The 26,996-nt window shown below is 62.9% G+C and carries 28 protein-coding genes; 6 read left to right on the plus strand and 22 right to left on the minus strand.

The features are described from left to right. The first annotated feature begins 42 nt into the window (after positions 1-42). The 3 genes from AC07R0_RS04890 to AC07R0_RS04900 all read left to right on the plus strand — a co-directional run bounded on the left by AC07R0_RS04890 (position 43) and on the right by AC07R0_RS04900 (position 3,659). The gene (locus AC07R0_RS04890) at positions 43-2,337 is read left to right on the plus strand and encodes a cyanophycin metabolism-associated ABC transporter (RefSeq protein WP_495104010.1); all 2,295 of its coding nucleotides are present in this window, start codon (positions 43-45) and stop codon (positions 2,335-2,337) included. After that, positions 2,334-2,813, plus strand: coding sequence for a cyanophycin metabolism-associated DUF1854 family protein (locus AC07R0_RS04895; protein WP_495104011.1), 480 nt, complete (start codon positions 2,334-2,336; stop codon positions 2,811-2,813). The genes AC07R0_RS04890 and AC07R0_RS04895 overlap by 4 nt, the downstream gene beginning before the upstream one ends. Positions 2,814-2,957: 144 nt before the next feature. Next, positions 2,958-3,659 carry a hypothetical protein gene (locus tag AC07R0_RS04900; RefSeq protein ID WP_495104012.1) on the plus strand — a complete coding sequence of 234 codons (702 nt, stop codon included), beginning with the start codon at positions 2,958-2,960 and terminating at the stop codon, positions 3,657-3,659. Positions 3,660-3,704: 45 nt separating this feature from the next. Here the strand turns inward: AC07R0_RS04900 and AC07R0_RS04905 are convergent, their stop codons facing one another. The 15 genes from AC07R0_RS04905 to gspG form a co-directional block, all read right to left on the minus strand. After that, positions 3,705-5,480 carry an ABC transporter ATP-binding protein/permease gene (locus tag AC07R0_RS04905; protein ID WP_495104013.1) on the minus strand — a complete coding sequence of 592 codons (1,776 nt, stop codon included), beginning with the start codon at positions 5,478-5,480 and terminating at the stop codon, positions 3,705-3,707. Positions 5,481-5,549: 69 nt separating this feature from the next. After that, positions 5,550-6,452: a 5'-nucleotidase gene (locus AC07R0_RS04910; RefSeq protein WP_495076050.1), complete on the minus strand. Its 903-nt coding sequence runs from the start codon at positions 6,450-6,452 to the stop codon at positions 5,550-5,552. 166 nt (positions 6,453-6,618) lie between these two features. Beyond that, on the minus strand, positions 6,619-7,851 hold the full coding sequence (gene gspF, locus AC07R0_RS04915) for a type II secretion system inner membrane protein GspF (RefSeq protein ID WP_495104014.1): 1,233 nt from the start codon (positions 7,849-7,851) through the stop codon (positions 6,619-6,621). A 9-nt stretch (positions 7,852-7,860) separates the two neighbouring features. After that, on the minus strand, positions 7,861-8,193 hold the full coding sequence (locus AC07R0_RS04920; RefSeq protein WP_495104015.1) for a type II toxin-antitoxin system RelE/ParE family toxin: 333 nt from the start codon (positions 8,191-8,193) through the stop codon (positions 7,861-7,863). After that, positions 8,190-8,471 (minus strand): type II toxin-antitoxin system Phd/YefM family antitoxin, encoded by a 282-nt coding sequence (locus AC07R0_RS04925; protein WP_495098386.1) that lies wholly within the window; start codon positions 8,469-8,471, stop codon positions 8,190-8,192. Before AC07R0_RS04925 ends, AC07R0_RS04920 begins: the two co-directional genes overlap by 4 nt. Positions 8,472-8,491: 20 nt before the next feature. Beyond that, positions 8,492-9,880 carry a GspE/PulE family protein gene (locus AC07R0_RS04930; RefSeq protein WP_495076047.1) on the minus strand — a complete coding sequence of 463 codons (1,389 nt, stop codon included), beginning with the start codon at positions 9,878-9,880 and terminating at the stop codon, positions 8,492-8,494. A 3-nt stretch (positions 9,881-9,883) separates the two neighbouring features. Then, entirely contained in the window at positions 9,884-12,157 is a 2,274-nt protein-coding gene (gene gspD / locus AC07R0_RS04935; protein WP_495104016.1) for a type II secretion system secretin GspD, read from the minus strand. Positions 12,158-12,161: 4 nt separating this feature from the next. Further along, positions 12,162-12,959, minus strand: coding sequence for a type II secretion system protein N (gene gspN / locus AC07R0_RS04940; RefSeq protein ID WP_495104017.1), 798 nt, complete (start codon positions 12,957-12,959; stop codon positions 12,162-12,164). 3 nt (positions 12,960-12,962) lie between these two features. Further along, positions 12,963-13,478 carry a type II secretion system protein M gene (locus AC07R0_RS04945; RefSeq protein WP_495104018.1) on the minus strand — a complete coding sequence of 172 codons (516 nt, stop codon included), beginning with the start codon at positions 13,476-13,478 and terminating at the stop codon, positions 12,963-12,965. Beyond that, the gene (gene gspL / locus AC07R0_RS04950; RefSeq protein WP_495104019.1) at positions 13,475-14,710 is read right to left on the minus strand and encodes a type II secretion system protein GspL; all 1,236 of its coding nucleotides are present in this window, start codon (positions 14,708-14,710) and stop codon (positions 13,475-13,477) included. The genes AC07R0_RS04945 and gspL overlap by 4 nt, the downstream gene beginning before the upstream one ends. Before the next feature lie 118 nt (positions 14,711-14,828). Further along, positions 14,829-15,875, minus strand: coding sequence for a type II secretion system minor pseudopilin GspK (gene gspK / locus AC07R0_RS04955; RefSeq protein WP_495104020.1), 1,047 nt, complete (start codon positions 15,873-15,875; stop codon positions 14,829-14,831). Then, the gene (locus AC07R0_RS04960; RefSeq protein ID WP_495104021.1) at positions 15,872-16,555 is read right to left on the minus strand and encodes a PulJ/GspJ family protein; all 684 of its coding nucleotides are present in this window, start codon (positions 16,553-16,555) and stop codon (positions 15,872-15,874) included. The genes gspK and AC07R0_RS04960 overlap by 4 nt, the downstream gene beginning before the upstream one ends. Next, positions 16,555-16,929, minus strand: coding sequence for a type II secretion system minor pseudopilin GspI (gene gspI / locus AC07R0_RS04965; protein WP_495104022.1), 375 nt, complete (start codon positions 16,927-16,929; stop codon positions 16,555-16,557). Before gspI ends, AC07R0_RS04960 begins: the two co-directional genes overlap by 1 nt. Beyond that, the gene (locus AC07R0_RS04970; protein WP_495104023.1) at positions 16,926-17,384 is read right to left on the minus strand and encodes a prepilin-type N-terminal cleavage/methylation domain-containing protein; all 459 of its coding nucleotides are present in this window, start codon (positions 17,382-17,384) and stop codon (positions 16,926-16,928) included. The genes gspI and AC07R0_RS04970 overlap by 4 nt, the downstream gene beginning before the upstream one ends. Further along, complete coding sequence (gene gspG / locus AC07R0_RS04975) at positions 17,359-17,769, minus strand: type II secretion system major pseudopilin GspG (RefSeq protein ID WP_495104249.1); 411 nt, start codon at positions 17,767-17,769, stop codon at positions 17,359-17,361. Before gspG ends, AC07R0_RS04970 begins: the two co-directional genes overlap by 26 nt. A 106-nt stretch (positions 17,770-17,875) precedes the next feature. On the opposite strand from gspG, the gene AC07R0_RS04980 reads away from it, so the two are divergent. Then, positions 17,876-18,298, plus strand: coding sequence for a type II secretion system protein N (locus AC07R0_RS04980; RefSeq protein ID WP_495076037.1), 423 nt, complete (start codon positions 17,876-17,878; stop codon positions 18,296-18,298). Here AC07R0_RS04980 and AC07R0_RS04985 read toward each other — a convergent pair. Genes AC07R0_RS04985 through ilvA form a run of 3 tightly spaced genes read right to left on the minus strand, consistent with a single transcriptional unit; the run spans position 18,288 to position 21,237 of the window. Further along, positions 18,288-18,821, minus strand: a complete 534-nt coding sequence (locus AC07R0_RS04985; RefSeq protein WP_495104024.1) for a histidine phosphatase family protein — start codon at positions 18,819-18,821, stop codon at positions 18,288-18,290. The genes AC07R0_RS04980 and AC07R0_RS04985 overlap by 11 nt on opposite strands. Beyond that, positions 18,818-19,618: an adenosylcobinamide-GDP ribazoletransferase gene (locus tag AC07R0_RS04990; protein ID WP_495104025.1), complete on the minus strand. Its 801-nt coding sequence runs from the start codon at positions 19,616-19,618 to the stop codon at positions 18,818-18,820. Before AC07R0_RS04990 ends, AC07R0_RS04985 begins: the two co-directional genes overlap by 4 nt. A gap of 5 nt (positions 19,619-19,623) precedes the next feature. Further along, positions 19,624-21,237: a threonine ammonia-lyase, biosynthetic gene (ilvA, locus tag AC07R0_RS04995; RefSeq protein WP_495076034.1), complete on the minus strand. Its 1,614-nt coding sequence runs from the start codon at positions 21,235-21,237 to the stop codon at positions 19,624-19,626. Between the two features lie 300 nt (positions 21,238-21,537). Between ilvA and AC07R0_RS05000 the strand changes: the two genes are divergently transcribed. Next, positions 21,538-21,990 (plus strand): OsmC family protein, encoded by a 453-nt coding sequence (locus AC07R0_RS05000; RefSeq protein ID WP_495076033.1) that lies wholly within the window; start codon positions 21,538-21,540, stop codon positions 21,988-21,990. 3 nt (positions 21,991-21,993) lie between these two features. Here AC07R0_RS05000 and coq7 read toward each other — a convergent pair whose 3' ends face one another. Together coq7 and AC07R0_RS05010 are read right to left on the minus strand one after the other, a co-directional pair. Further along, complete coding sequence (coq7, locus tag AC07R0_RS05005; RefSeq protein WP_495104026.1) at positions 21,994-22,638, minus strand: 2-polyprenyl-3-methyl-6-methoxy-1,4-benzoquinone monooxygenase; 645 nt, start codon at positions 22,636-22,638, stop codon at positions 21,994-21,996. 103 nt (positions 22,639-22,741) lie between these two features. Next, positions 22,742-24,007, minus strand: coding sequence for a porin (locus AC07R0_RS05010; RefSeq protein ID WP_495104027.1), 1,266 nt, complete (start codon positions 24,005-24,007; stop codon positions 22,742-22,744). A 408-nt stretch (positions 24,008-24,415) separates the two neighbouring features. Here AC07R0_RS05010 and AC07R0_RS05015 point away from each other — a divergent pair, with 408 nt between their 5' ends. Continuing rightward, positions 24,416-25,456: a porin gene (locus tag AC07R0_RS05015; RefSeq protein WP_495104028.1), complete on the plus strand. Its 1,041-nt coding sequence runs from the start codon at positions 24,416-24,418 to the stop codon at positions 25,454-25,456. A gap of 83 nt (positions 25,457-25,539) precedes the next feature. Here the strand turns inward: AC07R0_RS05015 and ylqF are convergent, their stop codons facing one another. Next, positions 25,540-26,478 (minus strand): ribosome biogenesis GTPase YlqF, encoded by a 939-nt coding sequence (ylqF, locus tag AC07R0_RS05020; RefSeq protein WP_495104029.1) that lies wholly within the window; start codon positions 26,476-26,478, stop codon positions 25,540-25,542. Between the two features lie 15 nt (positions 26,479-26,493). After that, positions 26,494-26,982 (minus strand): Lrp/AsnC family transcriptional regulator, encoded by a 489-nt coding sequence (locus tag AC07R0_RS05025; protein WP_495076028.1) that lies wholly within the window; start codon positions 26,980-26,982, stop codon positions 26,494-26,496. Positions 26,983-26,996: the final 14 nt, after the last annotated feature.

Consider the following 26,996-nt stretch of genomic DNA (forward strand, 5'->3'; position numbering starts at 1 on the left):
TGGCCCATCTGGCACCAGGTAAGAGATCGCGGGGTCAAAAAAATGCAAGAACACCATACAGTCGATATTTCCCTTGGGCTGCAAAAGCAGCTCCTTGCCCACGAGAACGTCGTAGCCAGCCTGTCCGTTGACCTGGATACCCAGCTGCGCTTTGTGCCCGGCCTGCTGGCCTTGACCAACCAGCGCCTGCTGGCCTGCCAGGATGGCGTGTGGACCAGCTGGCCGCTGGCTTCAGATCTGGCCCTGCGCCATTTCGACCATGCTGGCGTGGGTACGCTGGAGTTGCACAACAGCCACACCCGTTTGGCCAGCTGGCGCTACACCTTGGCTGCCGACCCGCAGGCGCTGCGCCTGCTCAAGCTGTTCGAGCTACGCTTGGTACCAATCGACCCGCTGGCGGTGGCCGACGACCCTGGCCTGTGCCCCACCTGCCATTCCCCGTTGCCGCCCGATAGCGACGAGTGCAGCGTCTGCCAGCGTGAGCTGCATACGCCGCCATCGACTTGGGTGCTGCTGCGCCTGTGGCGCTTTGCCAAGCCTTACCGCAAGCAGCTGGCGGCCGGCTTCGGTCTGACGCTGGCGTCCACCGCAGCATCCATGATCCCGCCCTACCTGGCGATACCCTTGATGGACGAGATACTGATCCCGTTCCAGAACGGCCAGACCATTGAACCGCATAAGGTGGTGGTGTACCTGGGCGGGCTGCTGGGCGCCGCCTTGCTGGGCTGGGGGCTGAACTGGGCGCGTACCTATATCTTGTCGCTGGTGTCGGAGCGCATTGGCGCCGACCTGCGTACCGCCACCTTTGACCACCTGCTGCAGCTGTCGCTGGACTACTTTGGTGGCAAACGCACTGGCGACCTGATGTCGCGCATCGGCTCGGAAACCGACCGCATCTGCGTCTTTTTGTCGTTACATGCGCTGGATTTCGCCACCGACGTGCTGATGATCTCCATGACGGCGGTGATCCTGTTCTACCAAAACCCGCTGCTGGCGCTGGTGACACTGATCCCCTTGCCCTTCATCGCATGGATGATCCATATCGTGCGTGACAGGCTGCGCACCGGCTTCGAGAAGATCGACCGGGTCTGGTCTGAAGTGACCAATGTCCTGGCTGACACCATCCCCGGCATCCGCGTGGTCAAGGCATTTGCCCAGGAAAAGCGCGAAGCTCAGCGTTTCCGCTCGGCAAACAAGCACAACCTGGAAGCCAATGACAGGTTGAACAAGGTCTGGTCGCTGTTTTCGCCCACGGTGTCGCTGTTGACCGAGGTCGGCCTGCTGGTGGTCTGGGCCTTCGGTATCTGGCTGGTTTCCAAGCAGCAGATCACCGTGGGGGTGTTGACCGCGTTCGTGGCCTATATCGGCCGCTTCTACACCCGGCTGGACTCGATGAGCCGCATTGTGTCGGTCACGCAGAAGGCGGCGGCTGGCGCCAAGCGCATTTTTGACATCCTGGACCATGTATCGAATGTGCCGGAACCCACCCAACCCGTGGTGGTCGGCTCGGGCATGCCCGGCGCGGTGCAGGTGCGCGGCCAGATCGAGATGAAAGGCATTGGCTTCCGCTACGGCAACCGCTCGGTCATCCGTGACATGGATCTGGTGATACGTCCGGGTGAAATGATCGGCCTGGTCGGCCACAGCGGCTCGGGCAAAAGCACCCTGGTGAACCTGATCTGCCGTTTTTACGACGTAACCGACGGTTCCATCCAGGTGGACGGCACCGATATCCGCCGTTTTGCCGTGGCCGACTACCGCCGCCACATCGGCCTGGTGCTGCAAGAGCCCTTTCTGTTCTTTGGCACGATTGCCGAGAACATCGCCTACGGCCGGCCAGACGCCAGCCGCACCGAGATCGTGGCGGCCGCGCGCGCCGCGCATGCGCACGAGTTCATCCTGCGCCTGCCCCAGGGCTATGACTCGCTGGTGGGCGAGCGTGGCCAGGGCCTGTCGGGCGGGGAGCGCCAGCGCATTTCCATCGCCCGGGCCTTGCTGATCGACCCGCGCATCCTGATCCTGGACGAGGCCACCTCCTCGGTGGATACCGAGACCGAGAACGAGATCCAGAAGGCGCTGGACAACCTGGTGCAGGGCCGCACCACCATCGCCATCGCCCACCGCTTGTCCACCTTGCGCAAGGCAGACCGCCTGGTGGTGATGGACCGCGGTCGGGTGGTCGAGGTCGGCCCGCATGAGGAATTGATGGAGCGCCAGGGGGCGTACTGGCGCCTCTACCAGGCCCAGTTGCGCCGCACTGAAGCCGAAGACGAGGGTTTAAGTTTGTCCGCCTCCATGCCGATAGCCCATTCGGCCCACCCTGCAGGTAATCCATGATGGCTGTGTTGACCCCTGATTTCCAACTGGAACGTGACGCTTTTGGGCGTCTGGTGCTGGTGCTTGCCAGCGGTGAGCGCCACGAGGGTGTGCTGCCGGTACGGGCATTTCCCATTACGTCGCCTGAAGAGGGCTTGTCCCTGGTTGGCACCGAAGGCCGCGAGCTGGTGTGGGTAGCGCAAACCAGCAGCCTGCCGCCAGCGGTGTGGGCGCTGTTGTCTGAAGAATTGGCCAACCGCGAGTTTGTGCCCGAGATCCGGCGGCTAAAGACCGTGTCCACCTTTTCCACCCCCAGCGTGTGGACGGTGGAGACCGATCGGGGTGACACCGAGTTCGTGCTCAAGACCGAGGAAGACATCCGCCGTCTGGGCCGGACCGGCCTGCTGATCGCTGGCGGGGCGGGCGTGCAGTTCCGCGTGCGCGACATGCTGACCCTGGACCGGGCCTCGCGCCGCCTGCTGGAGCGCTTCCTTTGAAAACTTGAGGGCCGGGAAAATGTTTCTTTGTAAAGATTTTTATCTTTTTTAAGAAATAGCCCTAAATAAGCCTCCATTTCTGCCGTTAACCAAGATACGTGGTGTGGAAAAAGTATTCCATCGCCCTCTAACCTGGTGAACGCTATGCAACTGCCCTCTGTTGAACGAACCGCTAGCTGGCCGCCGACTGCCGCCGGTACGCATTCGGGCATCGGTGCGGCGGCCCCCAAGGCCGAGTCCGCATTGATTCAGGAAGCGACCGCCAAGGTAGAGGCGGCGTCCAAGCCCGAACCTTCCACGAAAGTGGATATCTCCACCACCCAGCAAGAGATTGCCGCGCTGGAGGCTGCGGCACGCTTGCGAGCGTCCATCCAGCCTGCTGCCAAGGAAAAAGCCGACGAAGCCGGTGGTATCAAAGCAGTGGCTGGTGTGGCCAATACCGCGGTTGGCGCGGCAAATGCTGCAGCTTCGGTAGCCGCTGTCGAGACCAAGAAGACACAAGACCCGGTTCAAAGCGCAGCACCCGAAGATACCGCCAAGACCGCCAAACTTGTCGATGCCGGCAAGGAGCCAGGCCCGAACCAGCCCACGACGACTGAAAACGAGCCGTCCAAAGACTGGACCACCACGCCCCAGGCCTCCGATAAAAAGGTGGAAAACCCGCCGCCCGAACCCCTGTCAAAGAAGTTGCTGGACTTTTTGCAGGCTCTGTGGCGCGCCGGTGGCAATGCGGTGGACGTGACCAACCAGGCGACCAACCAGGTTTTGAATTCTGAAAAGCAATCCGAAGGGCCGCTAACCTACTCCGACCCCACCATCGTGAAAAAGACCAGCAGCAGCGTTTAAATCGTCAAGGTATTTTTAAAGGGCCCCGACGGGGCCCTTGTTGTTTCAGCCCTGGCTTTGCACCAAGTGGTAGCGAGCCGCAGCGCCTTCGGCCTGTGGCTCCAGCGTCCAGCGCGTGCTGTGGAAGGCGCCGATGGCGGGTCTGTGAGCTATTGAAATAATAGCGCCTTGCGCCTGTTGTACCTGCGCTAGCAGCCGTTTGTATATGGCTTCTTCGGTCGGGGCGTCGAGTGCGCTGGTGGCTTCGTCGGCATAAATCCAGCGGGGTTTCTTCAGCAGAACGCGTGCAATTGCCAGCCGCTGCTGCTCGCCACCCGAGAGTTTTTGGCTCCAGGCGGCTTCCACGTCCAGCTGTTCACCCAGGTCAGGCAGCAAGGCATCTGCCAACGCTTGGCGCAGCTGTGCGTCGTCGTATTGGTCGGCTGCCGAGGGGTAGGCCAGGGCATCGCGCAGCTTGCCGTCCGGGAAATAGGGCCGCTGGGGGATGAACATCGCATCTTGCGGCTGCGCGACATGTCCGCTGGAAAATGGCCAAATGCCCGCCAGCGCACGGAATAGCGTGGACTTGCCGCTGCCCGACGGGCCGTTGAGCAGAATGCTGTCGCCAGGCGCTGCATGCAGGTTTTGCCCTTGCAACAAGACTTGTCCGTTCGGCAGGCGCAGGGTCAGCGCATGGACCTCCAGCGTATCAGGTGCTGCAGAATTGATAGCTGCTTGCGCAGACTCTACCTGCGCCAGAGCTTGAATTTGCTCTTCAAACGAGGTCAAACGGTCGGTGGTGGCGCGCCAGGCGGCCAAGCTGCTGTAGTTGTCGACAAACCAGCTCAACGAGTCTTGCACCCGGCCAAAGGCGGATGAAATCTGCATCAGCTGGCCCAGCTGGATGGCGCCACTGAAAAAGCGCGGTGCCGCCACGATGAAGGGAAAGACCACCGCCGCCTGGCCGAAAAAGCTATTGAACCAGATCAGGCTTTTCTGCGCCTTCAGCAGCTTCAGGTAGTTGGCCAGCACGGCCTTGAAGCGCAGGTCCAAATGGGCTTTTTCGGCAGCCTCACCACGGTCCAGTGCGATCGATTCGCTGTATTCACGCACCCGCACCATGTGGTGGCGGAAGTCGGCCTCGACTTTTTGCTGCTGGAAGTTCAGCTTGATCTGCGGGCGGCCAATCCAGTAGGTGATGACGCTGCCGGCCAGGCAGTACAGCACGGCCATCCAGACCATGAAGCCGGGGATAAAGTATTCGCTGCCGCCCAGGCGGAACGAGAAGTTGCCTGACAAGCCCCACAGAATGCCGACAAAGCTGACCAGGGTGACCAGCGCGTTCAGCACGCCCATGCACAGGTCGATGGTCAGGCTGGTGAACTGGTTCAGGTCCTGCTGGATACGCTGGTCGGGGTTGTCCGGGGTGGCGAGTGCATCGGTCTTGGCAAAGCGGGCCAGTTCCATCTTGTAGAACGACTGGTTGCTGAGCCAGCGGGCCAGGTAGTGCTCGGTCATCCAGGCGCGCCAGCGCATTTCCAACAGCTGGGTCAGGTAGAACTTGTAGACCGCCAGGATGATCAGCGCGAAGGCGATGTAGGTGAAGCGGCCCAGTTGCTGCCAGAACACGGCAGCGTTCTTGTTTTGCAGCGCGTCGTAGAACACCTGGTTCCATTCATTCAGCAGCACCAGCAGGTAAACGCCCAGCAGGTTCAGCGCCACGATGGCGGCCAGCAGGGCGCGGGCTTTCCATTTTTCCTCGGATTTGAAGTACGGAATCGACAAAGCCCAGACTTTGACGGTCTGGGCTTTCAGATTGGAAAAGCGCGAAGCAAGACTCATGGGTGTGTGACGTAGGTAGAGTGGACAAGCCCGCAGATGGACTGCTGCGGCGCGGATTAGTTCGCGGGCTTAATGCGATGGGTTAGATACGCCGCTGCTCACATGGCCGGCCGGTACGTGCTGCGCGGCGGAAGTGACATGGCCGGTCTGGTCGTCGAAGAAGAAGTCGGGTTCGAATTCGCGCAGGAACGGGCCTTTCTCCAGCCCGCCCAGGAACATCACCTCGTCCACCGCAATATTCCAGCGCATCAGGGTCAGGATGGCGCGCTCATGCGCCGGTGCGCTGCGGGCCGTGACCAGGGCCGTGCGTATGCGCATATTCGGGGTGCTGGCCTTTTGCAGGCGGTGCAGCGCGGCCAGAAGTGGCTTGAACGGGCCGTCGGGCAGCGGTATGGAGGCATGTTCGACCTCGTGCTGCTGGAAGGCGGGCAGGCCATCGGACTGGTAGATGCGCTCGGCCTCATCGCTGAACAGCACGGCGTCACCGTCGAAGGCGATGCGCACTTCATGCGGGTTGCTGTCGCCGGCCTGGGCCGATTCGGTCAACACCCGTGCTGCGGGAAAGCCCAGGTTCAGCGCCTCGCGCACGTCTTTTTCATTGGCCGACAGGAACAGGTGCGCGCCCAGCGCCCGCAGGTAGCCGAAGGGCGCGCGGCCCTGGGTGAACACACCGCGCTCCAGCTGCAAATTGCTGGCCTGGCTGGAGCGGAAGATACGCATGCCGCTGACCGGGTCGTTGCGCGACAGTATCACCACCTCGACCCGCTTCACGCCATCGGCGTTGAAGGCCAGCAGCTTTTTTACCAGCGAAAACGCCACACCCGGCTTGGCGGTGATGTCCAGCCGCTCGTACTGCAGCTGCATATAGGCTTTGTCGTCGCCCGCGTCGAACAGGCGGTTTTCTTCTTCCAGGTTGAAGAGGGCGCGCGATGAAATCGCCACCACCAATTTGTCGTCAAGGGTCAGAGCCATAAGCGTTCTCGTTAAGCCAGTGCGTATGTTGCCAGGTTCCCCCGGACATCCAAACGAGCCTGTCTCACTCCAGAAATACCGCGGAGCCGGCTTCGCCGGGCCGCTGGTATTGCCCCCTGCAAGGGGGAGGAGGCCACACGCAGTGGGCAAGCCTGGGGGGGGGTCACTATTTCGCGAACTGGTTAAGTTGGATGATGGGCATGAGTACAGCCAGCACGATCAGCATCACCACCAGGCCCATGGCCACGATCAGCAGTGGCTCCAGGATGGTGGCCAGGGCCATGGCGCGGCGCTGTACCTCGGTGCCCAGCTGGCGGGCGGCGCGCTGCAGCATCAGCGGCAGCTGGCCGGTCTGCTCGCCCAGGCGGGCGAACATGGCCAGCAGGCCGGGGAAGCGTTTCTTCTGCGCCAGGGCCGATGCCAGCGGCGCACCTTCGCGCACCAGCACCAGCGCGTCTAGTGCATCGGCGCGCATGGCGGTGTTGTTCAGGGTTTCGGCGGCGGCCTGCAGGGCTTTCAGAATGGGTACGCCGGCTGCGGCCAACATCGCCAAGGTGCTGGCAAAGCGCGCCGCGTTGTAGCCGCGTGCCAGTGTGCCCACCAGCGGCAACTTCAAAAAGGCGGCGTCGAATTTTTGACGAATCAGGGCATTGGCGTAGGCGATACGTGCGCCGATAGCTGCAAAAATAATAGCAATCAACATGGCCCAACCGTAGTTGCGCACCACGTCGCTGATGGCCAGCATGGCCACCGTCAAAAACGGCAGCGCACGCTTGCTGCCGGCAAACACGTTGGCCACCTGCGGCACCACATAGCCGACCAGGAACAGCACGATGGCAATCGCCACCAGGGTCACGATGGCCGGATAGAGTGCTGCGCCGATCAGCTTGGACTGCAGCGCCTGGCGTTCTTCCAGGTCGGTGGCCAGGCTTTCCAGCACCCCGCCCAGCGCACCGCTTTGCTCGCCTGCGCCGATCACGGCGGTGTAGATGCCGGAGAACTCGCGCGGATGCTGGCCCAGCGCCTTGGCAAAGCTGGCGCCGGCATTCACCTCGGCACGCAAGGATGCCAGCAGATTGCGCTGGCGCTCGTCCTCGGCCTCGTCGGTCAGTGCGGTCAGTGCCCGCTCCAGCGGCAGGCCGCTGGACACCAGGCCGGCGACCTGCCGGGTCCAGATGGCCAGGCCGGAGGCATTGAAGACTTTGGTCTCGAACAGCGTGGTGCGCAGGCCGATGCCGGCCGATGCATTGCCGCTACTGGCGTTGACGGGGGTTACCGCCAGCGGCACCAGCGCCTGGGCGCGCAGCAAGGCTCGCGCGGCTTTGGCCGTGTCGGCCTCCATTACCCCTTTGCGGGACTGGCCCTGGGCGTCTACGGCTTCGAAGGAATAGGCGGGCATGGGGTGGGCTTAGGCTTGCAGCATTCGGCGCGACAGCAGGTTGCGCAGATCGCGTCTGCCGTCTGCAATCACATAGACAAACACAATGTCAGCAGACACTTTGTAGATGATGCGGTAGGGTTTGAAATAGGTTTCGCGGTATTCACGGTTGCCTAAGGCCAGCAACTCTTTGGGAAAGGCACCACGTTCGGGGAATGTCTGCAAGGAGGTCAGAACTCCTTCAATTTGCTCCAGAACGTGCAGGGCTTTGAGCGGAGCATCGTGTTGCGCGATGAAGTCCACCAGTTCATTCAAATCCGTCTGCGCGTTCTCGGTCAGCTCCACCCGATAGGTCTGCGTCATGGGGTTTTGGACGATAGGCGTTGGCGTATATCGCCGATGGCTTTGGCGGCTGGTACGGTGCGGCCTTGCTCAATTTGCTGGTTGCCTAGTGCCAGTATTTTAAGCAGGGCCAGGGTTTGCTGGTCTTGTTCGTAGCTGGCAATGTCTTGTAACACGGCCGTGGCTTCGCCATTTTGGGTGATGACCATAGGCTCGCGCTGCTCTGCCAGATCACGCAGCACCTGGGCGGCATTGGCTTTGAGATAGCTGATTGGTTTGATGTGGGAGGCGGTAAGCATGGGCTGAATATAGTCTTTATTTAGTCCCGCGTCACGCGCAGCAGCTCTTCGCGCGAGGTCACACCGGCCAGCACCAGGCGTTCGCCGTCTTCGCGCATCAGTAGCATGCCGGCGGCGCGCGCGGCGGTGCGGATGTCGGCTTCGGCGGCGCGGTTGTGGATTTGGGCGCGGATGGCGTCGTCGGTGACCAGCAGCTCGAAGATGCCGGTGCGGCCGTGGTAGCCGGTGTGGCTGCAGGCTTCACAGTTCTTGCCGTGGCACACGGGGCACATCTTACGCACCAGGCGCTGGGCCAATACGCCCAGCAACGAACTGCTCAGCAGGAACGGCTCCACGCCCATATCGATCAGCCGGTTGACCGCGCTGGCGGCGTCGTTGGTGTGCAGCGTGGCCAGCACGAGGTGGCCGGTCAGGGACGCCTGGATGGCGATCTGCGCGGTCTCGAAGTCGCGGATTTCACCGATCATGATCACGTCCGGGTCTTGCCGCAGGATGGCGCGCAGCGCCTTGGCAAACGTCAGGTCGATCTTGGCGTTGACCTGGGTCTGGCCGACGCCGGGCAGCTCGTATTCGATCGGGTCTTCCACCGTCATGATGTTGCTGCTGCCGGCGTCCAGGCGGCTCAGGGCGGCGTACAGCGTAGTGGTCTTGCCCGAGCCGGTGGGGCCGGTCACCAGAATGATGCCGTGCGGCTGGTTGATCAGGTTTTGCAGCTTGTCCAGCACGTCGCCCTGCATGCCCACCGATTCCAGCGTCAGCTTGGCGCCGCTCTTGTCCAGCAGGCGCAGCACGGCACGTTCGCCATGGGCGCTGGGCAGGGTGCTGACCCGCACGTCCACCGCGCGGGTGCCGATGCGCAAGGAAATGCGGCCGTCCTGCGGCAGGCGTTTTTCGGAAATGTCCAGATCCGCCATGATCTTCAGGCGCGAGATCAGTGCCGCGTGCAGGGCGCGATTGGGCTGCACTACCTCGCGCAGCGTACCGTCCACGCGGAAGCGCACGCTGGAATGGCGCTCATACGGCTCGATATGGATGTCGCTGGCACCGTCGCGTGCGGCCTGGGTCAGCAGCGCGTTGAGCATGCGGATGATGGGTGCGTCGTCGCTCATCTCCAGCAAGTCTTCGACGGCCGGCAGCTCTTGCATCATGCGCGATAGGTCGGCATCGCTTTCGACTTCACTGACCACCGACGCCGCACTGGACTCGCCCTGGGCGTAGGCCGCGCTGATGCGCTGGGCCAGGGCCTCGGCGCTGAGGGTTTCGATCTGGCGCACCGGGTATTTGCGCATCACCTCGCTCAGGGCCGATGGCGTGGACGCCGGGTGCAGCCAGAGCGTGTATTCACCCAGGTTTTCTTCCAGCAGCAGTTGCTGGGCGCGGGCAAAGGCGTAGGGCAGGGGGTGGCGCATCGCTTACGGGGTAGTCGTGGTGTTCGTCGATGCTGGCGCAGCCAGAGATGGCATGGCCAGGGGCAGCGTGGTCAGAGGCTTGGGCACGTCCACTTTTTTGTCGGAGGCCGGCAGGACGGGGATCACCGAGGCATCCGGCACGGCGGACAGGCCGACGCGTGGCACCGGGTTCACGTCCTGCTGCTGGCCGCGCATCAGGTCGTAGCGGTCCACCGCCAACGCATCACTGGTGCCGGCGTCACGTACCACGATGGGCCGTAGGAACACCATCAGATTGGTCTTGTTGCGGGTACGGGTTTCGCTTTTGAAGAAGTTGCCCAGGAAGGGCAGATCGCCCAACCCGGGCACCTTCTCTACGTTGCCCGAATAGTCGTCTTGCAGCAGGCCGCCCAGCACGACGATGGAGCCGTCGTCTACCAGCACATTCGATTCGATGGAGCGTTTGTTGGTGGTGGGGCCATTGGTGTTGCTCTTGGTGGAGGCATCCACGCTGGAGACTTCCTGGTAGATGGCCATCTTCACCGTGCCGTTCTCATTGATCTGTGGGCGTACGCGCAGGGTCAGGCCCACGTCTTTGCGTTCAACGGTCTGGAAGGGGTTGGACGTGCCGGTGGCACTGTTGGTGGTGTAGGTGCCGGTGACGAAGGGCACGTTCTGGCCGATGACGATCTTGGCCTCTTCGTTGTCCAGCGTCAGCAGGTTGGGGGTGGACAGCACGTTGCCGGTGCCGGTCTGGTCCATCAGCCGGGCCAGTGCACCCAGCACATAGGTGCCCCCGATCTTGGTGGCCACGCCCAGGTTCAGTCCCGGGCTGAGGGTAGTACTGGTGCTGCCAGTGGCGATGCTGGTGGCCAGCGTGGCCAGGTTGCTGCTACCGGAGCCGAAGTTGGTGCCCAGGCCCACGCTGCCCAGCACGCCCTGCCACTGGATGCCGAATTCGGCAGCTTTGTTGCTGCTGACCTCGACGATCAGACTCTCCACCAACACCTGGGCGCGCCGGCCGTCGAGCTTGTCGATGACAGCACGGAGCTGGCGGTACTGCGGCTCGGGCGCGGTGATGATCAGCGAGTTGGTCGACGGATCGGCCTGTATCTGGCCGCCGGTGGACGGCTGGTTGCTGGTGGTGCCGCTCAAGGTGCCGCTGCTGCCCGTGCTGCTGGAGTTGGACGAACTGCTGCTTGAGCTGCTATTGCTACTGCTGCCGGAGCTGGTGGGGCTGAGCCCGCTGGACATGCTGGAGCTGTTGCCCGAACTGCCGCTGCCGGAGCTGCTGGAACTACCGCGCGCCTCGCCGCTCATGGCGGCGCGCAGGGTGACGGCCAGCTTGGTGGCGTCGGCATTCTTCAGATAGACCACATAGATGTTGCCGGCCTCGCCGTTGCCGGTGTTGACCGTGGGCTGGTCCAGCTTGGCGATCAGCGAGCGGACCAGGGACACCCGTGCCGGATTCGCTGCGCGCAGGATGATCGCATTGCTGCGCGGCTCGGCCAGCAGCGTGGTTTTGAACGAGCTGTCTGTCTGCCCGGCGGCGGGGGCTGCGCCGGTGGTGCTGCCGGACTCGACCAGCTTGGTCACCAGCGGCACCAGGTCGCTGGCGATGGCGTATTTCAGCGGGATGATTTCCACGTCCGACGCGTTGGACACATCCATGGCCGCCACGATGCGGCCGATGCGGCGTAGGTTGTCGGCATAGTCGGTGATTACCAGCGAGTTGTTGCCGGGGTTCAGGTTGATGGTGTTGTTCGGGCTGATCAGCGGGCGCAGCACTGGCACAAGGTTGGCGGCGTTTTCGTAGTTCAGCTTGAAGATCTGCGTCACGATCTGGCTGCCCACGGCGGCATTGTTTTCGCCAATGGTCACCGGGCCAGGCTGCAGCTTGGCATCGGCCTCGGGCACGATCTTGTCCAGCCCGCTGGACTCGACCACGGTAAAGCCCTGCAGGCGCAGCGCCGCCAGGAACTGGCTGTAGGCCACGGTGGGGTTGACCGGGTGGTCGGTGCTCAGCGTCATGGTGCCCTTGACGCGCGGGTCCACCACCACGTTGCGGCCGGTGATCACGGCCATGGTGCGGGCCACCGATTCAATCTCCGCGTTGGCAAAGTTCAGCGTGATGGGTTCGCCGCGCTTGGCCGTGCTGGCCTTGTCGCTTGCTGGCCCCTGGGCCAGTGCGTTTATAGAAAAAAGGCCGTTGGCGCAGGTGAATCCTGCGGTGATAGCTATTGAAATAATAGCTTTAGGAAAGCGCGAAGACAGCGTGGGTGTGCGGGCTGGGGTCATTCCATTAACCTACTTTGATGATGGCACGCGCGCCGTCGCGCCGACCGATGATGTTGAGAAGATTGGACAAAGCGTCGATACGATCCGGGGCGGCGGTGGCCACCCCGTCGAAATGCAGGCGGGTGCCGACCCACTGGCCGCTGCCGGTCAGTTGCAGGCTGCCCTTCAGGGTTTCCAGCTGCAAGGTGTTCGGATTGCCGCCGGCCAGTGTGACCCGGTAGCTGCCCATGGGCTTGAGGGTGGACAGGCGCGAGGCGATGTCGATAGCCTCCAGCTGGGCCCGGCCGCTGAGTTGCATGCGCCCGCTGTTCAGGTCCACGACCAGGCCCTGGGTGGCCAGCGTTAGCGTGCCCTCGGGCTGCAAGGTATTCCAGGGGGCGCCCAGGCCGGCCAGCCAGGCGGCCGGCCAGTGGGATTGGCTGTCGGCCAGCGTCAGCTCGCCACCGCCCCAGTGCGGCGCGGCCCGCAGCTGCAGCGGCTGGGCCATGCAGCATTCGGCCAGGATGTCGGCGGACACACCGCTGAAGGAGGGGCGCAGGCGCCAACGCAGTCGCTCGGGCAGGGCGGCCTGGTCGCGGCTGTCCTTGCCGCCCGACAGCACCAGTTGGGCCGAACCGTCCCATACCGTGCCCAGCGGGTCTGCCAGTTGCACCTGGCCTTGGCTGGCCTGGTCCAGTGCGGCAGCCAGCCAGCGTGCAGGGGCAAATACCAGCAGGGCCCAGGCCAGGCCCAGGCAGGCGCCCGCCCAGGCCCAGCGCCAGGGCGCGGTGCGAGCGGGGGAAGTTGCAAGTTTCAGAGCCACGTTCTAGCGCTTGGGCAGTGCCAGGACCAGGCTGCCGTCCCAGGCGGGCTGGGGCGCATTGGCTGCGGTGCTGGCGGGGCTGCGTACCAGTTTGGCTTCGGTGGGCAGGGCGCGGGCATTGATGCGTACCTGCGCCAGCCAGCGGGCCAGCGCATCGGCCGGGGTGTTCTTCAGGGTGACGCTGACGCGCTCGCCCAGCACATTGATCTGCGCGGTACCGGACAAATCGGTCTTGGCCGAGGCCTGCACGCTGCGCAGGGCCTCGTCAAAGCCGAGTGCGCTTTGGTTTTTCAGGGCCTGTACTTCGGCCTGCATGCGGTGCATGTTCTGCAGCTGGGCATCAAGTTCGCGGTGCTGCACATCGGCAGCACGCAGGGTTTGCAGGGCGGGGCTCAGGGCCAGCCACCACAGTAGGGCCAGGCCGACCAGGGCTACTGCCGCCAGCACGCTGCGGCGTTCGCGCGGCGCCAGGGCGGCCCAGTGGGGTTGCAACTGCAGCAGGAAGGACGGAGTCTTCATGGTGTGGCTCCGTTGGCGGTTTGCAGTACCAGCAAGTTGCCTTCGCTGCGCAGGCTGTAGCCGCTGCTGCGCAGGCTGGCGATAGCGTCGGGGCCGGGTGCCGGGTCCAGGCCCTTGAGCCGGATTTCGCCGGGGCTGAAGTCCAGCTGGCTGGCAGAAGTTTGCGGCGGCAACACCGCACCGAGCGCGCTGAGCATGGGCTCCAGGTCACGTGCCGAGGTGGCCCCTACGCTTTGGCGCAGCAGGTCCAACTCGCGCGCCATTTGCACCGGTGCATTCACGACCAGCTTTACCTGGGGGAAGGTTTGCGTCAGGCTGTCGCGGATGGCCTTGCGCTTGGCTTCCAGGCTATTGCTTTCCTTCCACGCCCAGGCGTTCAGGCCGATCAGCTGGGCCAGCAGCAGCAAGCCCACACCCCAGCGCGCGGGGCGCCAGGCGGGGGCTTGCAGTATGCGTTCGGCGTGGCCGGCCAGGGTCTTCCAGGCGCGGCTGCTGCCGGAGTTGGTGAGGTCAAATTGCGCCAGGTCCCAGCGGCCATGGGCCGAGGCCAGCCAGCGTTCGGCGCTGTGCTGCAGGGTGACGGGGCGCTGCGCCAGCTCTTCGGCCATGCTGGCGACGGCGGGCTCGGCGACGATCTCCAGCGTATCGGCTGCGCCACCCAGGGCCATGGTCAGCGTGGCGTGGTTCAGCGGCAGCAGGTGGATGCCCTGGGGGCCGGCGTGGACGATCTGCGCAGCCTCGGGCGTGCCCAGGATGTACACCCTGTCGCTGCCCTCGGGCAGGGGACTGAATTCGGGCACGATGCGCGCCACCGCGCGCTGGCTGGCCTCCAGCACCGCCAGGGCGCTGCGTAGCCAGGCGCGGTTGCAGGCGGCAACCCAGACCGGGCCTTCGCTGGGCGCATCGGGTTGGACGGCGAAGTGCAGCTCGGATGGCTCTTCCAGCAGGCGTTCTTCCAGCAGGCCTTCCAGTAGGGCGCGCAGGCGGGGCGTGTCGGCTGCACGGCCCAGAGCGCTGCGCTGCAGGCTGCCCTTGGGCAGCTCGACGCGGTGCCAGGACAGGGCTTGCGCGGGCACCACGGCCACCAGTTCGGTGGCGGTGGCCACGGGCAGCAGGGCGGCGGGGGCGCGGTCGTGCGATCCCACGCTGTGGCCGTCCGGCGTCAGCACGTAGTCCAGCGGGCCTGCGCTGCCGGTAGATTCAAGAGGGAGTAGAACGATCAGGGTACTCATGGGCGTGACAACGTGGAACAACTTGCATGCGCTGGGGCGCCCTGCGTACGGCAGACGAAACTCAGGCCGGCCATTGTATGTAGAGACTGTGACGGTCCCCGCTGGCAAAGACCCTGCTTCACAGCGGAGCCTTGCCGGACGGATCGGCCACCGCACGCTCGCGCCACAGGGTGCTGACATTGATGCCGTCACGCTGCACCAGCGAGCGCTCCAGCACCGTAGTGGCGCCCATGCGCAGCCGGCCCAGCACTTCGAAATAGCGGGTGGCCACGCCGTGCTCGGATTCGCTGAAGCTGATGCCCGGCTGGTTCAGCAGGGTGCTGGCATCGGCCGTGCTGCGAAAGTATTTGCTGGCGCGGGCGCTGACCAGCTTCTGCGCATCGGCCATGGACAGATTGGGCACGCTGGCTACCAACACCTCGGCACTGGCGGTGTTCAGGTTGACGGAGGTATGCACGGGCAGTACCGACACATAAGGTCGCAGCGCGGCCACGCTGCTGGGGCTCAGGCCCAGCCAGCCCAGGTCTTCGGCGCGCCGTGGCACCAGCGGGATGCTTGGGTTGTCGCTGTTGGTCTGCGTGCTGTCCAGCGCCAACTGCAGCTGGCTGCTCATCTGCGTCAGCTCCTGGGGCGATAGCTTGAGTTCTTCGAACAGGCGGCCGAAGGCGGCCAGGCTGACTTCGGAAATCTTGTTGTTCTCCACCAGATTCATGATGTTCATGCGTGACTGCATGTCGGTGATTTGCCCGGACAGAAACGCGTCTACCTCCTCGTCGCTACTCATGCCGCCGGTGTTGTTGCGGTCGGCTGCCAGAAAGGTGGACAGGCGCGACTCCTGCAGTGGCACGGCCCAGGGTTCGGCCAGGTGGTCGGCTCCGCCAGAGCGGGCGTCTTCGCGCAGTATCAACCGCGCCCAGTCCAGTGCGCCAGTGAGTATCCAGGCCGACTGCACGCGCTGGCGCTCCGCCGCTTCCACCTCCACGCTGCGCCACTGTTGCCATAGCGAGGCGGCGGCCAGTGTGGCGACCAGGGTGACGGTCAGCATGGCCAGCAGCAAGGCCGCGCCGCGTTGCTGGTGTTTGCTATTTTTTTGAGAGCTACTTGCGCAGGTATTACCTGCGCTGGAAGCCGATTTCTTATAAATACAAGACTGGGGCGTTCTCATGATTTGCCTCCACCTACGGTGGGCCGTATCCAGTCGCGCGTTAGCACACCGCTCAGTGCCTGGCCGGGCGGCAGGGTCAGCACCAGGCGCACGCCATCGGGGATGCTGGAGTCGGTGGATGCTGCGCTGGATGCCGTGCTGCTGGGGGCCGTCGCCGTGGTGGCGCTGCTGGATTGCGGGTTGCTCCAGGCGCCGTCGCGGTAATAGAACACCTGCCAGTCGCTCAGCGGGGTGAGTGCCACCTCGGCGCGGCGCGCCTCGTCACCCGGGTTCTGCGCCCAGAGTGCGGCATTGTTCCAGGCCTGGGTCAGTGCCGCGTTGTTGCGTACCACGGGCGACTGCCAGCGCAGCCACTGGTCGGTGCCGTCCACATTGCGCAGCGACCAGGCCACGACCAGTGGGCCGGCGGCGTTGGGTTCGGTGCTGCGCCGCACCAGGCGCAGGCTGCGGCCATTCCAGTCGATGGTGCTGATGTTGGGCAATTGCAGCAGGGCGTTGAGGTCGGCGCTCCATTGGCTCAGGCCGGCCTGCAGCGTCAGCACCTCGTCGGCGCGTTGCTGGGTGCGGGTTTGCGCCCGGTGCATGCCGTCCAGCCCGCGCCAGCTCAGCACGGCCAGCAGCGCCATGACCATCAGGGCCACCAGCAGTTCGACCAGGGTGAAGCCACGTTGGCGCTGCATCAGAACCGTCCCACGATGGTGGATAGGCGCAGGATGGGCGCGTTGGCGGCAAACACCTGCGCGTCCACCCGGCGAAAGCTGGGGTTGGGCGTGGGCAGCACGCTGAGCCGTACCTGGTAGCTGTGGCCGGCCTGTTCGCAGTTGATGTCGGAGTCGCCCACGCCGGGCATTTGGGTGGACAGGCGCATTTTGATGAGCTCGTTTTCGGCGCATATATGGGCCAGCAGCACATCGGTCTGGCGTGTGGCGTTGGTGGTCAGCGCCTGGGTGGCTTGCAGCCCGGCGATCAGCGCAATCGACACGATGCCCAGCGCAACCAGCACCTCGATCAGGGTGAAGCCACGGACGATGGATAGACGGGTGCGTGCCTTCACGGTGTGACTGGCTGCACGGTGAAGGGGCGCGCGCCATCGGTGGCAATGCGCAGCAGTTCGTTGGGCTGGCTGATGGACTGCAGCACAACTTCCTGGCGGCCAATCACCGGTTCGGGGCCCAGCACGACCGGGCTGGTGTTGCGCGCCACGGTGTCGTTGCCCAGCCAGCGTTCGGGCAGGGTATGGGGCGGCAGACCGTCGAACTGGAAGCCGTCCGGCGTGCTGCTCCAGCGCACCGGCACACCGGTCGCCCGCGACTGGGCCCGCGCCGATTCAAACAGGGCGGCCAGCCGCGCCGCATCGCGCTCCAGCAAGGTCTGGCTGTTGTCGCGCAGGGCAAAAGCCACGCCCGCACTGGCTATGGCGATGATGGCGACGACGACCAGCAGTTCAAGCAGCGTGAAGCCCCTTGGAGAAGAGGCAAGCTGCCTACTGCCAGCTGCCGATATCGGCATTTTTGCCTTCGCCACCTGGTTGGCCGTCGGCGCCGAAGGACATCACATCGATCTCGCCCTGCACGCCGGGGTTCAGGTACTGGTAGGCGCGGCCCCAGGGGTCGTTGGGGAGCTTTTCCACATACGGCTTCCAGTTGGGTGGCACGGGGTTGGTGTTGGGCTTGGCGACCAGGGCTTGCAGGCCTTGCTCGGCGGTGGGGTAGCGTTGGTTGTCCAGCTTGTAGAGCTTCAGTGCCTGCATCAGGTTGTGGACATCGGTCTTGGCGGCGGTGGCGCGGGCGTCGTCTGCGCGGTCCAGCACGTTGGGCACGATCAGCGCGGCCAGCACGCCGATGATGACGAGCACCACCATCAATTCGATCAGGGTGAAGCCGGCATTACGCATATTGCGCACGCGGTGGTAAAGGGGACTGGAGGAACGAATAGGGCTGTGGAGTGTCATGGGCTGCGATGATAATCAATGCATGTTAATCAATGCATCCGATTCTGTAATGGAACGCTGGGCTCCGCGCTTGGTGGCCTTTGTGGTCTGGGCTCTAGCCCTGGCCAGCGTGGCGTACTGGGGCTTGAAGGCCACGGCCGCACCCAGTGGTCCGCAGGCCGCCGTGGCCGGGCCGGGGGCTGTGCCCGTAGACGCGGCGGCGGTGGCGCATGTGCTGGGCAGTGTAGGGCCCATGCCAGTGGCGGCGGTCAACCCGTCCACGCGCTTTGTGCTGTCGGGCGTGATTGCCGAGCCAGGTCGCCAGGGGGCAGCCCTGATCGCCGTGGACGGCAAGGCGCCCAAGCCCTACCGGGTGGGCAGCTTGGTCGATGGGGCTTTGCTGCTGCAGTCGGTGGGCCCGCGCCGCGCGGAGCTGGCACCCAGCATGGACGGGCCGGCCGCTTTTGCGCTGGAATTGCCCGTCAGAAAGTAGTCCATTCGCCGTAGGCGGGTGCTGCCTGCGGCCATTGGTCGGCGCGGTGTAGCGTGCGGATACCGGCGGACAGCAAGTTGCAGGCCCGCGCTACGCCCGCATGGCTGATCCACAGCATGGGCTGCGGCCCCACATCGTCCCAGGCAGCGCCCACCCGCTGCATGAAGCCATGCACCGATTCGCCACCGCCCGGGCGGTAGTGGGCGAAGTCGGCGGTCCAGGTGTCCAGCGCGGATTGACCGATGGCTTCCCAGGTCTGGCCTTCCCATTGGCCAAAATCCATCTCGCGCAGCCGCGCATCAAATTTCAGCGTCAAATCGGGCCGCAGCGAAGACAGTTCCTGCGCAAGCTGCTCGCATCTTTGTAGCGTGGAACTGCAAACAACCATGTCTGCGGGCAGGGTGGCGGCCAGACGGGCGGCAGCGGTCTGTGTCGCCAAGGTGTCAGCTGCCACATCCAGCGCGCCGTAGCAAACGCCAGGCGCCACCAGCGGGCGGGCATGGCGGGCCAGCCAAAGCTTCATGGCAGGGCCATGGCGGCGCCCAGATAGAAGGCAATCTCGCAGACTTGCTGCGTGGCGCCCAGGCAGTCGCCGGTAAAACCTTGTAGCCGCCGGGCGAACAGGCGCTTCATCCATAAAAACGCCAGACTGCTGGCGGTCAGGCTTGCTATTAAAAATGTAGCTCCTTGCGCAAGTAATACCTGCGCTAGCGGCATAAAACACCATAGCAACGCAACGGCCAGCGCCGCCCCGCTGATCTGGTCCGCCAGGGGTTTGCTTTTGGAGGTGGCCGCGTCGCCCACATGGGGTAGCAGGCGCACCAGCAGCAGCGGGCAAAAGCGCGACCAGACATGGCCGCCGAGCAGGGCTGCCAGCAAGGCGTGGGTGCTGTAGCTGCCGAGCAGGGCCAGCAGAGCGACCTTGGACATCAAGGCCAGCACCAGGGCCATGGCGCCGAATGCGCCGACCCGTGAATCCTTCATGATCTCCAGCGCGCGGGCCCGGTCGGCGCTGCCGCCCAGGCCATCTGCCACGTCGGCCAGGCCGTCTTCATGGAAGCCGCCGGTCAGCAGCACCGTGGCCACGGTGCACAGCACGGCCGCCACCAGCGTGCTGCCCGGGCGTTGCTGCAGCAGTGCCATAGAGGCCGCCGCCACGCCGCAGGCCAGGGCCGCCGCCAGCCAGCCCACGCCGGGCAGGTGCGCCGCACTGGCCCGCAGCATGGCCGGGCTGTAACCCACCCAGGCCGCCAGCCGCCCCGTGATGGGGATGCGGGTGAAGAACTGGACGGCCAGCAGGTAGTGGCGGACGAAGGCCAAGCGCGTCAGCTCTGCAAGAACAGGCGGTAGACCGGGTTATTGGTTTCCTCAACGTAGGGGTAGTCCAGCGTGGCCAGGAATTTGTCGAAAGCCTTGGCATCGGTCTTGGGCACTTGCAGGCCGACCAGGATGCGGCCGTAGTCCGCGCCCTGGTTGCGGTAGTGGAACAGGCTGATGTTCCAGCCCGGACGCACCAGGCTCAGGAACTTCATCAGCGCGCCGGGCCGCTCGGGGAACACAAAGCTGAGTAAGCGTTCATCTTGCGCCAGCGCCGACTGGCCACCCACCATGTGGCGGATGTGCTCCTTGGCCAGTTCGTTGTGGGTCAGGTCCAGCGCCTTGAAGCCGTGCTTGCTGAAGTTGCTGGCGATCTTCTGCGATTCGCCCTTGGCCGTGGTGGTCAGGCCGACAAACACATGGGCAGCGTTGCTCTTGGCCGCGTCGCTGATGCGGTAGTTGAACTCGGTCACATTGCGCGGTCCGCCGGGCAGCTGGCCTATGGCTTCGCAGAAGCGCTTGAAGCTGCCGCGTTCTTCGGGGATGGTGACGGCGAACAGGGCTTCACGTTCCTCGCCCACTTCGGCGCGCTCGGCGACAAAGCGCAGTCGGTCGAAGTTCATGTTCGCGCCGCACAGGATGGCGGCGTAGGTTTCGTCTTTTTTCTTGTGCTTGGCCACGTACTGCTTTATGGCGGCCACGGCCATGGCGCCCGAGGGCTCGACAATGCTGCGCGTGTCCACGAACACGTCCTTGATGGCGGCGCAGACGGCGTCGGTGTCTACGGTGATGTACCCATCGACCAGCTCGCTGGCGATTCGAAAACCCTCTTCTCCTACTAGTTTGACGGCTGTGCCATCTGCGAATAGGCCCACATCGGGAAGTGTGATGCGCTTTTTGGCCGTAACTGACTGCAGCATGGCATCTGAGTCGTTCATCTGCACGCCAATCACCTTGATCTCAGGTCGCACGGCCTTGATGTAGTTGGCTACGCCAGAGATCAGGCCGCCGCCGCCAATGGCGACGAAGATGGCGTCCAGCTTTTGCGAGCCCAGGCCTTGTAGCTGGCGCAGAATTTCCATGGCGATCGTGCCCTGGCCGGCGATGACGTCCGGGTCGTCAAATGGGTGCACAAAGGTTAGCCCCTGCTTTTTTTGCAGTTGGAGTGCGTGGTTGTACGAGTCGAAATAGCTTTCGCCATGCAGCACAACTTCGCCACCCAATGTCTGTACTGCATCCACCTTGATTCTTGGCGTCGTCGTGGGCATGACGATGATGGCGCGCACGCCAAGTTTTCGGGCGCTAATGGCCACGCCCTGGGCGTGGTTGCCCGCGGAGGCACAAATTACGCCCTTTTTGAGCTGCTGCGGCGTCAGGTGCGCCATCTTGTTGTAGGCGCCGCGCAGCTTGAAGCTGAACACGGGCTGTGTGTCTTCTCGCTTGAGCAGAACCGTGTTGCCGAGGCGGCGGCTGAGGTTGCGCGCGGGCTCCAGGGCAGATTCGATAGCGACGTCGTAGACGCGGGCGGTCAGAATCTTTTTCAGATAGTCGGCGGGGGTCAGCGGCTTGGCCGCTTTGGTTGGTTTCTGGGCCTTGGGGGCTTTGGCGGGTGCGGTCGTCATGGGTTCTCCTGGGAGGGAGATCATAAGGGGCCGGCCTGTATGCGCTTGCGTGGCCTGCTAAGGGCATAAAAAAAGCCCCAAGTCTTGCGACTCGGGGCTTAAATCCACCTTTTCAGAGGGTGGAGGAGACAAACGGTGCACACGGGTTAAATGTGTGCGATGGATTTATTGTAGTCGTTTTCCCTAGGTCTTGCTGCGTTGCAGCATCCATGTGTTGCTTAAATCGTGAATTAATCCGCGCTGCTAGGCAAAATCGGTCTTGTTCTCATAATTGGGCTTTGCCTCAGAAAGATACGCAGCATGGAATGCACAGTCAGTTGGACCGGCGCAGCGGGTACCCGCTCCGGCATGGGTTTTGTGGCCGAGACCGGCAGTGGCCACACTTTGACCATGGATGGAGCGCCTGACAGCGCCAAACCCGAGAATGGCGGCCAGAACCTGGCGCCCCGCCCCATGGAAACTTTGCTGGCCGGTACCGGCGGCTGTACTGCCTACGATGTGGTGCTGATTCTGAAGCGTGGCCGCCATGATGTGCGCGGCTGCTCGGTCAAGCTGTCTGCCGACCGCGCCGAGGTCGACCCAAAGGTGTTCACCAAGATCAATATGCATTTCACCGTGACTGGCAAAAGCATTCCCGCGGCTGCCGTTGAGCGTGCGATTGCCATGAGCCATGACAAATACTGCTCCGCCACCATCATGCTGGGCAAGACGGCCGAGATCACCACCAGCTTTGACTTGGTCGAAGCTGCCTAAGATTTAAATCCTGTGGGCCACGGTCGTCATGACCTTGGCTGCCATGCGCATCATGGTTTTGATGGGGGCCGGCAAATCGATCGCTCCCTGGATCTTGGCTTCGTGGGCATGGCGCTCTTCGTCATCCTTCATTTGCACCACGATGGCCTTGGATGCATGGTCGTTGCTCGGTAGGCGTTGCAAGTGACTTTGCAGGTGGGCCGACACCTGGTTTTCGGTTTCCACAACAAAGCCCAGGCTCCAGCGGTCACCGCCCAGCTTGCCAGCCGCCAGCCCCAGGCCGAAGGCACCGGCGTACCACAGTGGATTCAACATGCTGGGCCGGCCTCCTAGCTCGTCCAGCCGTTGGTGCGTCCAGGCCAGGTGGTCGGTTTCCTCGGCGGCGGCATGTTCAAAATGCGCCCGCAGGGCTGGCGTGGGAGTGACCAGCGACTGGGCCGAGTACAAGGCTTGCGCGCAGACTTCGCCCACGTGGTTGACGCGCATGAGTGCGGCGGCGTGGGTTTTCTCCTCAGCGCTCAGTTCATGCGTGTGTTCCGGCACGGTAGGGCAGGCTCGGCTGCCATGTGGGCGGGTAAAGATGGTACGCAGCGCAGAGTCTGCGACACGGCAGATTTGGTCTAAAGAAGGTGGGGTGGGTAGCGACATGCGGTGCGTGTAGTTGGGCAAACAGGGCTTCACTGTAAATCAGTGCTCCGGCCTCATGCCGCCTGGGGTGCAAGCCCCCGTGGACAGAGGGCTTGTTCTGGCGTCAGAAGCGGTGGCGCAGTGCCAGCGCCAAGCTGTTTGAGTCGGTGCCTGCACTGGCGGTGACGCCCCCCAGAAAGCCGTTGCCGCCCGGTGCCAACTGGGATGCACCGCTGTTGTTGAAGCGCGTCAACACGGCGTTCAGGTCGGTGCGCTTGGACAGTGCATAGGTGTAGGCAGCACCGTAGGAGTCGCGGTCGGCATTGTTGGCTGTCCTGTCGTTCATGGTGTTATAGGCCACGGTGAAGGTGTGCGGGCCGCTGCGGATGCGGTAGCCAATATGCAGCAGGCGCGCGTCTTGTTGCACCGCCCGGATAAAGGCGTTTTGCACATCTGCGGCGCTGCTTGCGCTGGCGCCTTTGGAGACCAGCAAGGCCGCCACGCTGGACAGATCGGCGGGATGGTCGTCCTTGATGGTGGCGTACATGGTGCTCAAGCTGCCGGGACCGATATCTACCGAAGCGCCCAGGATGGCGTTCGTCAGCGCTTTTTCGCCCAGTTCGTTGTTCTGCGTGTTGTAGCCTGCGCCCAGGGAGAAGCCTGTGCCCTTGTAAGTGGCCATGGCGCCCAGGAGCCGGTTTGCCGAGTTGTTGCCCCCCACTTCACCGGCTGCCACCATCAGGCTGGCGCTGAGTCCGCCGGCCTGGACGGCGTATTGCAAGGCATTGCTGGTGCGGATGGTGAACGAAGCGGGAACCGACACCAATTGACCCAGGGCCAGGCTGGATTCACCGTGCATGGAATCAAAAGTCGCCGAAACCACATAGCCAGGGGTGTACTGGCGGCCCGCCATGATCGCGCCCACAGGCGTGACCAGTCCCATGAAGGCCTGGCGGTCAAACAGGTTTTTGTCCGCAGTATTGACGCCGAGCCGCGATCCCAGTGCGCCCGCAACCGCATTCACCAAGGGCTGCGCCGTGGCGGGAAGCCCCATCAGCGTGGCTGTGTTCAAACGGTCTGGTACCTGGGCCCCAGATGCAGGAATATTGGAAACCGCACCGGTATCGATTTCAAACCGGCTTTCCAGTGTAAAGAGGGCGCGCATGCCACCACCCAAGTCTTCGTTGCCTTTCAGACCCCAACGTGATCCTTCCATGATGCCGCTGGCTAGCTGTGTGACCGTGCCTTGCTTCAATCCGGTGACGTGGTTGAGACCCACGTCGGCGATGCCGTAAAGTACGACGCTGCTGGTTGGCGCTTCTTGTGCCGCAGCGACGGTCGCCATGCCCGTGAGCAAGATCGTCGTAGCCAGCAAAGTGCTTTTTTTCACATTGTTCCTCAGTTGCTATTGTTAAAGTGGCCTGGGCTTAGCAGCAGAGCCGGCGCTGCCAGTTCCTGGACGGGGCTCAAAAAAGCCGAGCAAAGTTACACATTCCGTGCGGTACTGACTGGTGTAAATTTTTTATGTAGTTTCGTGACTCTTTGTAATTGGGGTATGCGAAACAGCTTGATTCATGTGGAATATACGGATTGCCAAGTGTGGGTGCTGAAGCCCGAGGTATTCTTGCATGCCCAAAACGTTGTTTTTAGTCAACAAATCATATGTTTATTCTGAAAACGTCACTGCTTTGTCCAAGGTGGTCTGCTTTAATCCCATCAGCTTCTGAAACAAGGAGTGGGGTTGAGGTTACAGCCTGACTGTGAACCCGACATCTTTTAATCTTTGGAGAACCTTTCCATGAAAAAATCCCTGATCGCCCTGGCCGTACTCGCCGCTTCCGGCGCCGCCATGGCTCAGTCCACCGTGACCATGTACGGTATCGTTGATATGTATCTCGGCAGCACCAAGACCGACAACGGCACGACCAGCCTGCGTCAATCCAAGCTGGACAGCGGCCTGGTGAACACCTCGCGTTTTGGCCTGAAGGGCTCTGAAGATCTGGGCAACGGCCTCGCTGCTAACTTCGTGCTGGAACAAGGTATTGCTGCTGATGATGGCACCGCCAAGTCCACGACGTTGCTGTCTGGCAAAGTGACCAACACCGCCTTCTCCCGTCAAGCATGGGTTGGTTTGTCTGGTTCCTTTGGTTCCACCCGCTTCGGCTTGACCCCCACGCCTTTCGATGATGTTAGCGGTCAGTACGATGCAGTGTTTGATTCTGCCTTGTCCCCCATGAACAGCGTGTTTGCCTCTGCAAACAGCTACTTGATCCGTCCAGGCAACACGATTGCCTATTACACGCCTAACTTCAGCGGTTTCAGCGCTTCGGCTAGCTACAGCCTGGGTGAAAACAAGTCCGCTACGGTGAACGCTGGTTCCGTTTATAGCTTGGCTCTGGCCTATGCAAATGGTCCTATCGGCGTGAGCTTGGGCTACCAAAATGAAAAGACCGATAGCACTGTTATCGCTCGCAAGTACACCCGTCTGGGCGGTTCCTATGACTTCGGCGTTGCCAAGGCATATGCCAACTACGGCAAGGCTGAGAACTATGAGTTCTCCGCTAAGACCACCGTTGATGGCGCTAAGGCTACCGATTACCAAATCGGTGTTGATGTTCCCGTTGGTGCTGCTCTGACTTTGTCTGCTAGTTATGCTCAGTCCAAGGACAACGCTACCGCTGGTAATGACAAGCGCAAGGGCTACGGCCTGGGCGCCAAGTACGCTTTGTCCAAGCGTACGGCTCTGTACGGTGGCTATGAATTTGACGATAGCAAAGTTACTGGTGCAGCAACCACCAAGCACGACTTGTTCGCTGTTGGTATTCAGCACCGTTTCTAATCTGATGCTGGCGTAAGCCAGTTCAGGTTTTAAACAAAAAACCCGCTGCAGTTATGCAGCGGGTTTTTTTTATGGTTGTCGGTTTATTCGGGTTGCACGTCTTTGGCCAGCCCCTTCTTGTTCTTCCGCGCATCCTTCTTCGCCTGGCGGGCGGCATCCAAGGCCTGGCCGGCGGTCAGCCATTGGGCGAACTCTTCCGGTGTTTCCAGGGTGATGCGGCCTAGCGTGGCGGTGCGGAATTCGGTGAGCACGATTTCGGCGGCTTTTTGCAGATTGACTTTGCCTTTGCCCAGCAGGCCGCCGCGCTTGCGGGCGATTTCGGTCAGCAGGGCCACGTCGGTCAGGCCCAGGATGGGGTCGAGCTTGTAGCGCTCTTCGACCTGGCCGGCATAGTGTTTTTGCAGGATCAGCAGCAATTCCAGTGCTACCTCTTCTTCGTCAAAGGCATTGCGGCCAATTGAGCCGGCGGCGGCCAGGTGGTAGCCGCTTTGTTCGACGATGATGCGCGGCCACAGCATGCCGGGCGTATCGTAGGCGTAGAAGTCGTCGGCCAGTACGATGCGCTGCTCCAGCTTGGTGATGCCGGCCTCGTCGCCGGTTTTGGCGGCGCGCTTGCCTTTCAAAGTGTTGACCAGGGTGGACTTGCCCACGTTGGGTACGCCGCATATCAGCACCCGCATGGGCTTGACCATGCCGCCGCGTAAGGGCGCCAGCAGCCGGCAGACGGGTATCAGGCGCTGGGCCGGCGCGGTTTCGCTGGCGTCCAGGGCGATGGCACGGGTGCCGGGTAGGGCGTTGTAATGGTCCAGCCACAACGCAGTGCGCACCGGGTCGGCAATGTCTTGCTTGTTCAGCACTTTGAGCGTGGGCGTGTTGCCGATCAGCTCGGCCAGCATGGGATTCGCGCTGGAGCCGGGCAGACGCGCGTCCAGCAACTCGATCACCACATCGGTTTCCTTCAGGCGCTCGGTGATGGCCTTCTTGGTCAGATGCATATGACCGGGGAACCATTGGATGGGCATGTTGTTTTCTTCTTTCTAGGTTTTGGATGCGCCAAAGGACACCAGATCCAGCGGCAGCGCCGTGGTGGACTTGATCTGTTCCATGGAAAAGGCGCTGGACACGCCGCTGAGCGGCATGGTCTGGATGAGTTTTTTGTAGAAGCGATCGTAACCGTCGATATCGGTCGTTACGACTTTGAGCAGATAGTCCACGTCACCGCTCATGCGGTGCAGTTCCAGTACTTCGGGTAACGCGGAGGCGGCGGTCGTGAACTGTTTGACCCATTTTTCATCGTGTTGCTGGATGCGCACGCTGACGAATGCCGTGACGGGCAGGCCTACTTTTTTTCCGTGCACCAGCGCCACGCGGTCGGTGATGTAACCCTCGTCTTCCAGGCGCTTGAGGCGTTTCCAGCAGGGCGTGCTCGACAGGCCCACGCGTTCGGCCAGCGCGGCCACAGACAGATCACCATCCAGTTGCAGGGCACCCAGGATAGCGTAGTCCAAGCGATCTAGTGAATTCATGCTGTTATTTTAAG

It is taken from the genome of Rhodoferax sp. GW821-FHT07F03 (genome assembly GCF_059418745.1).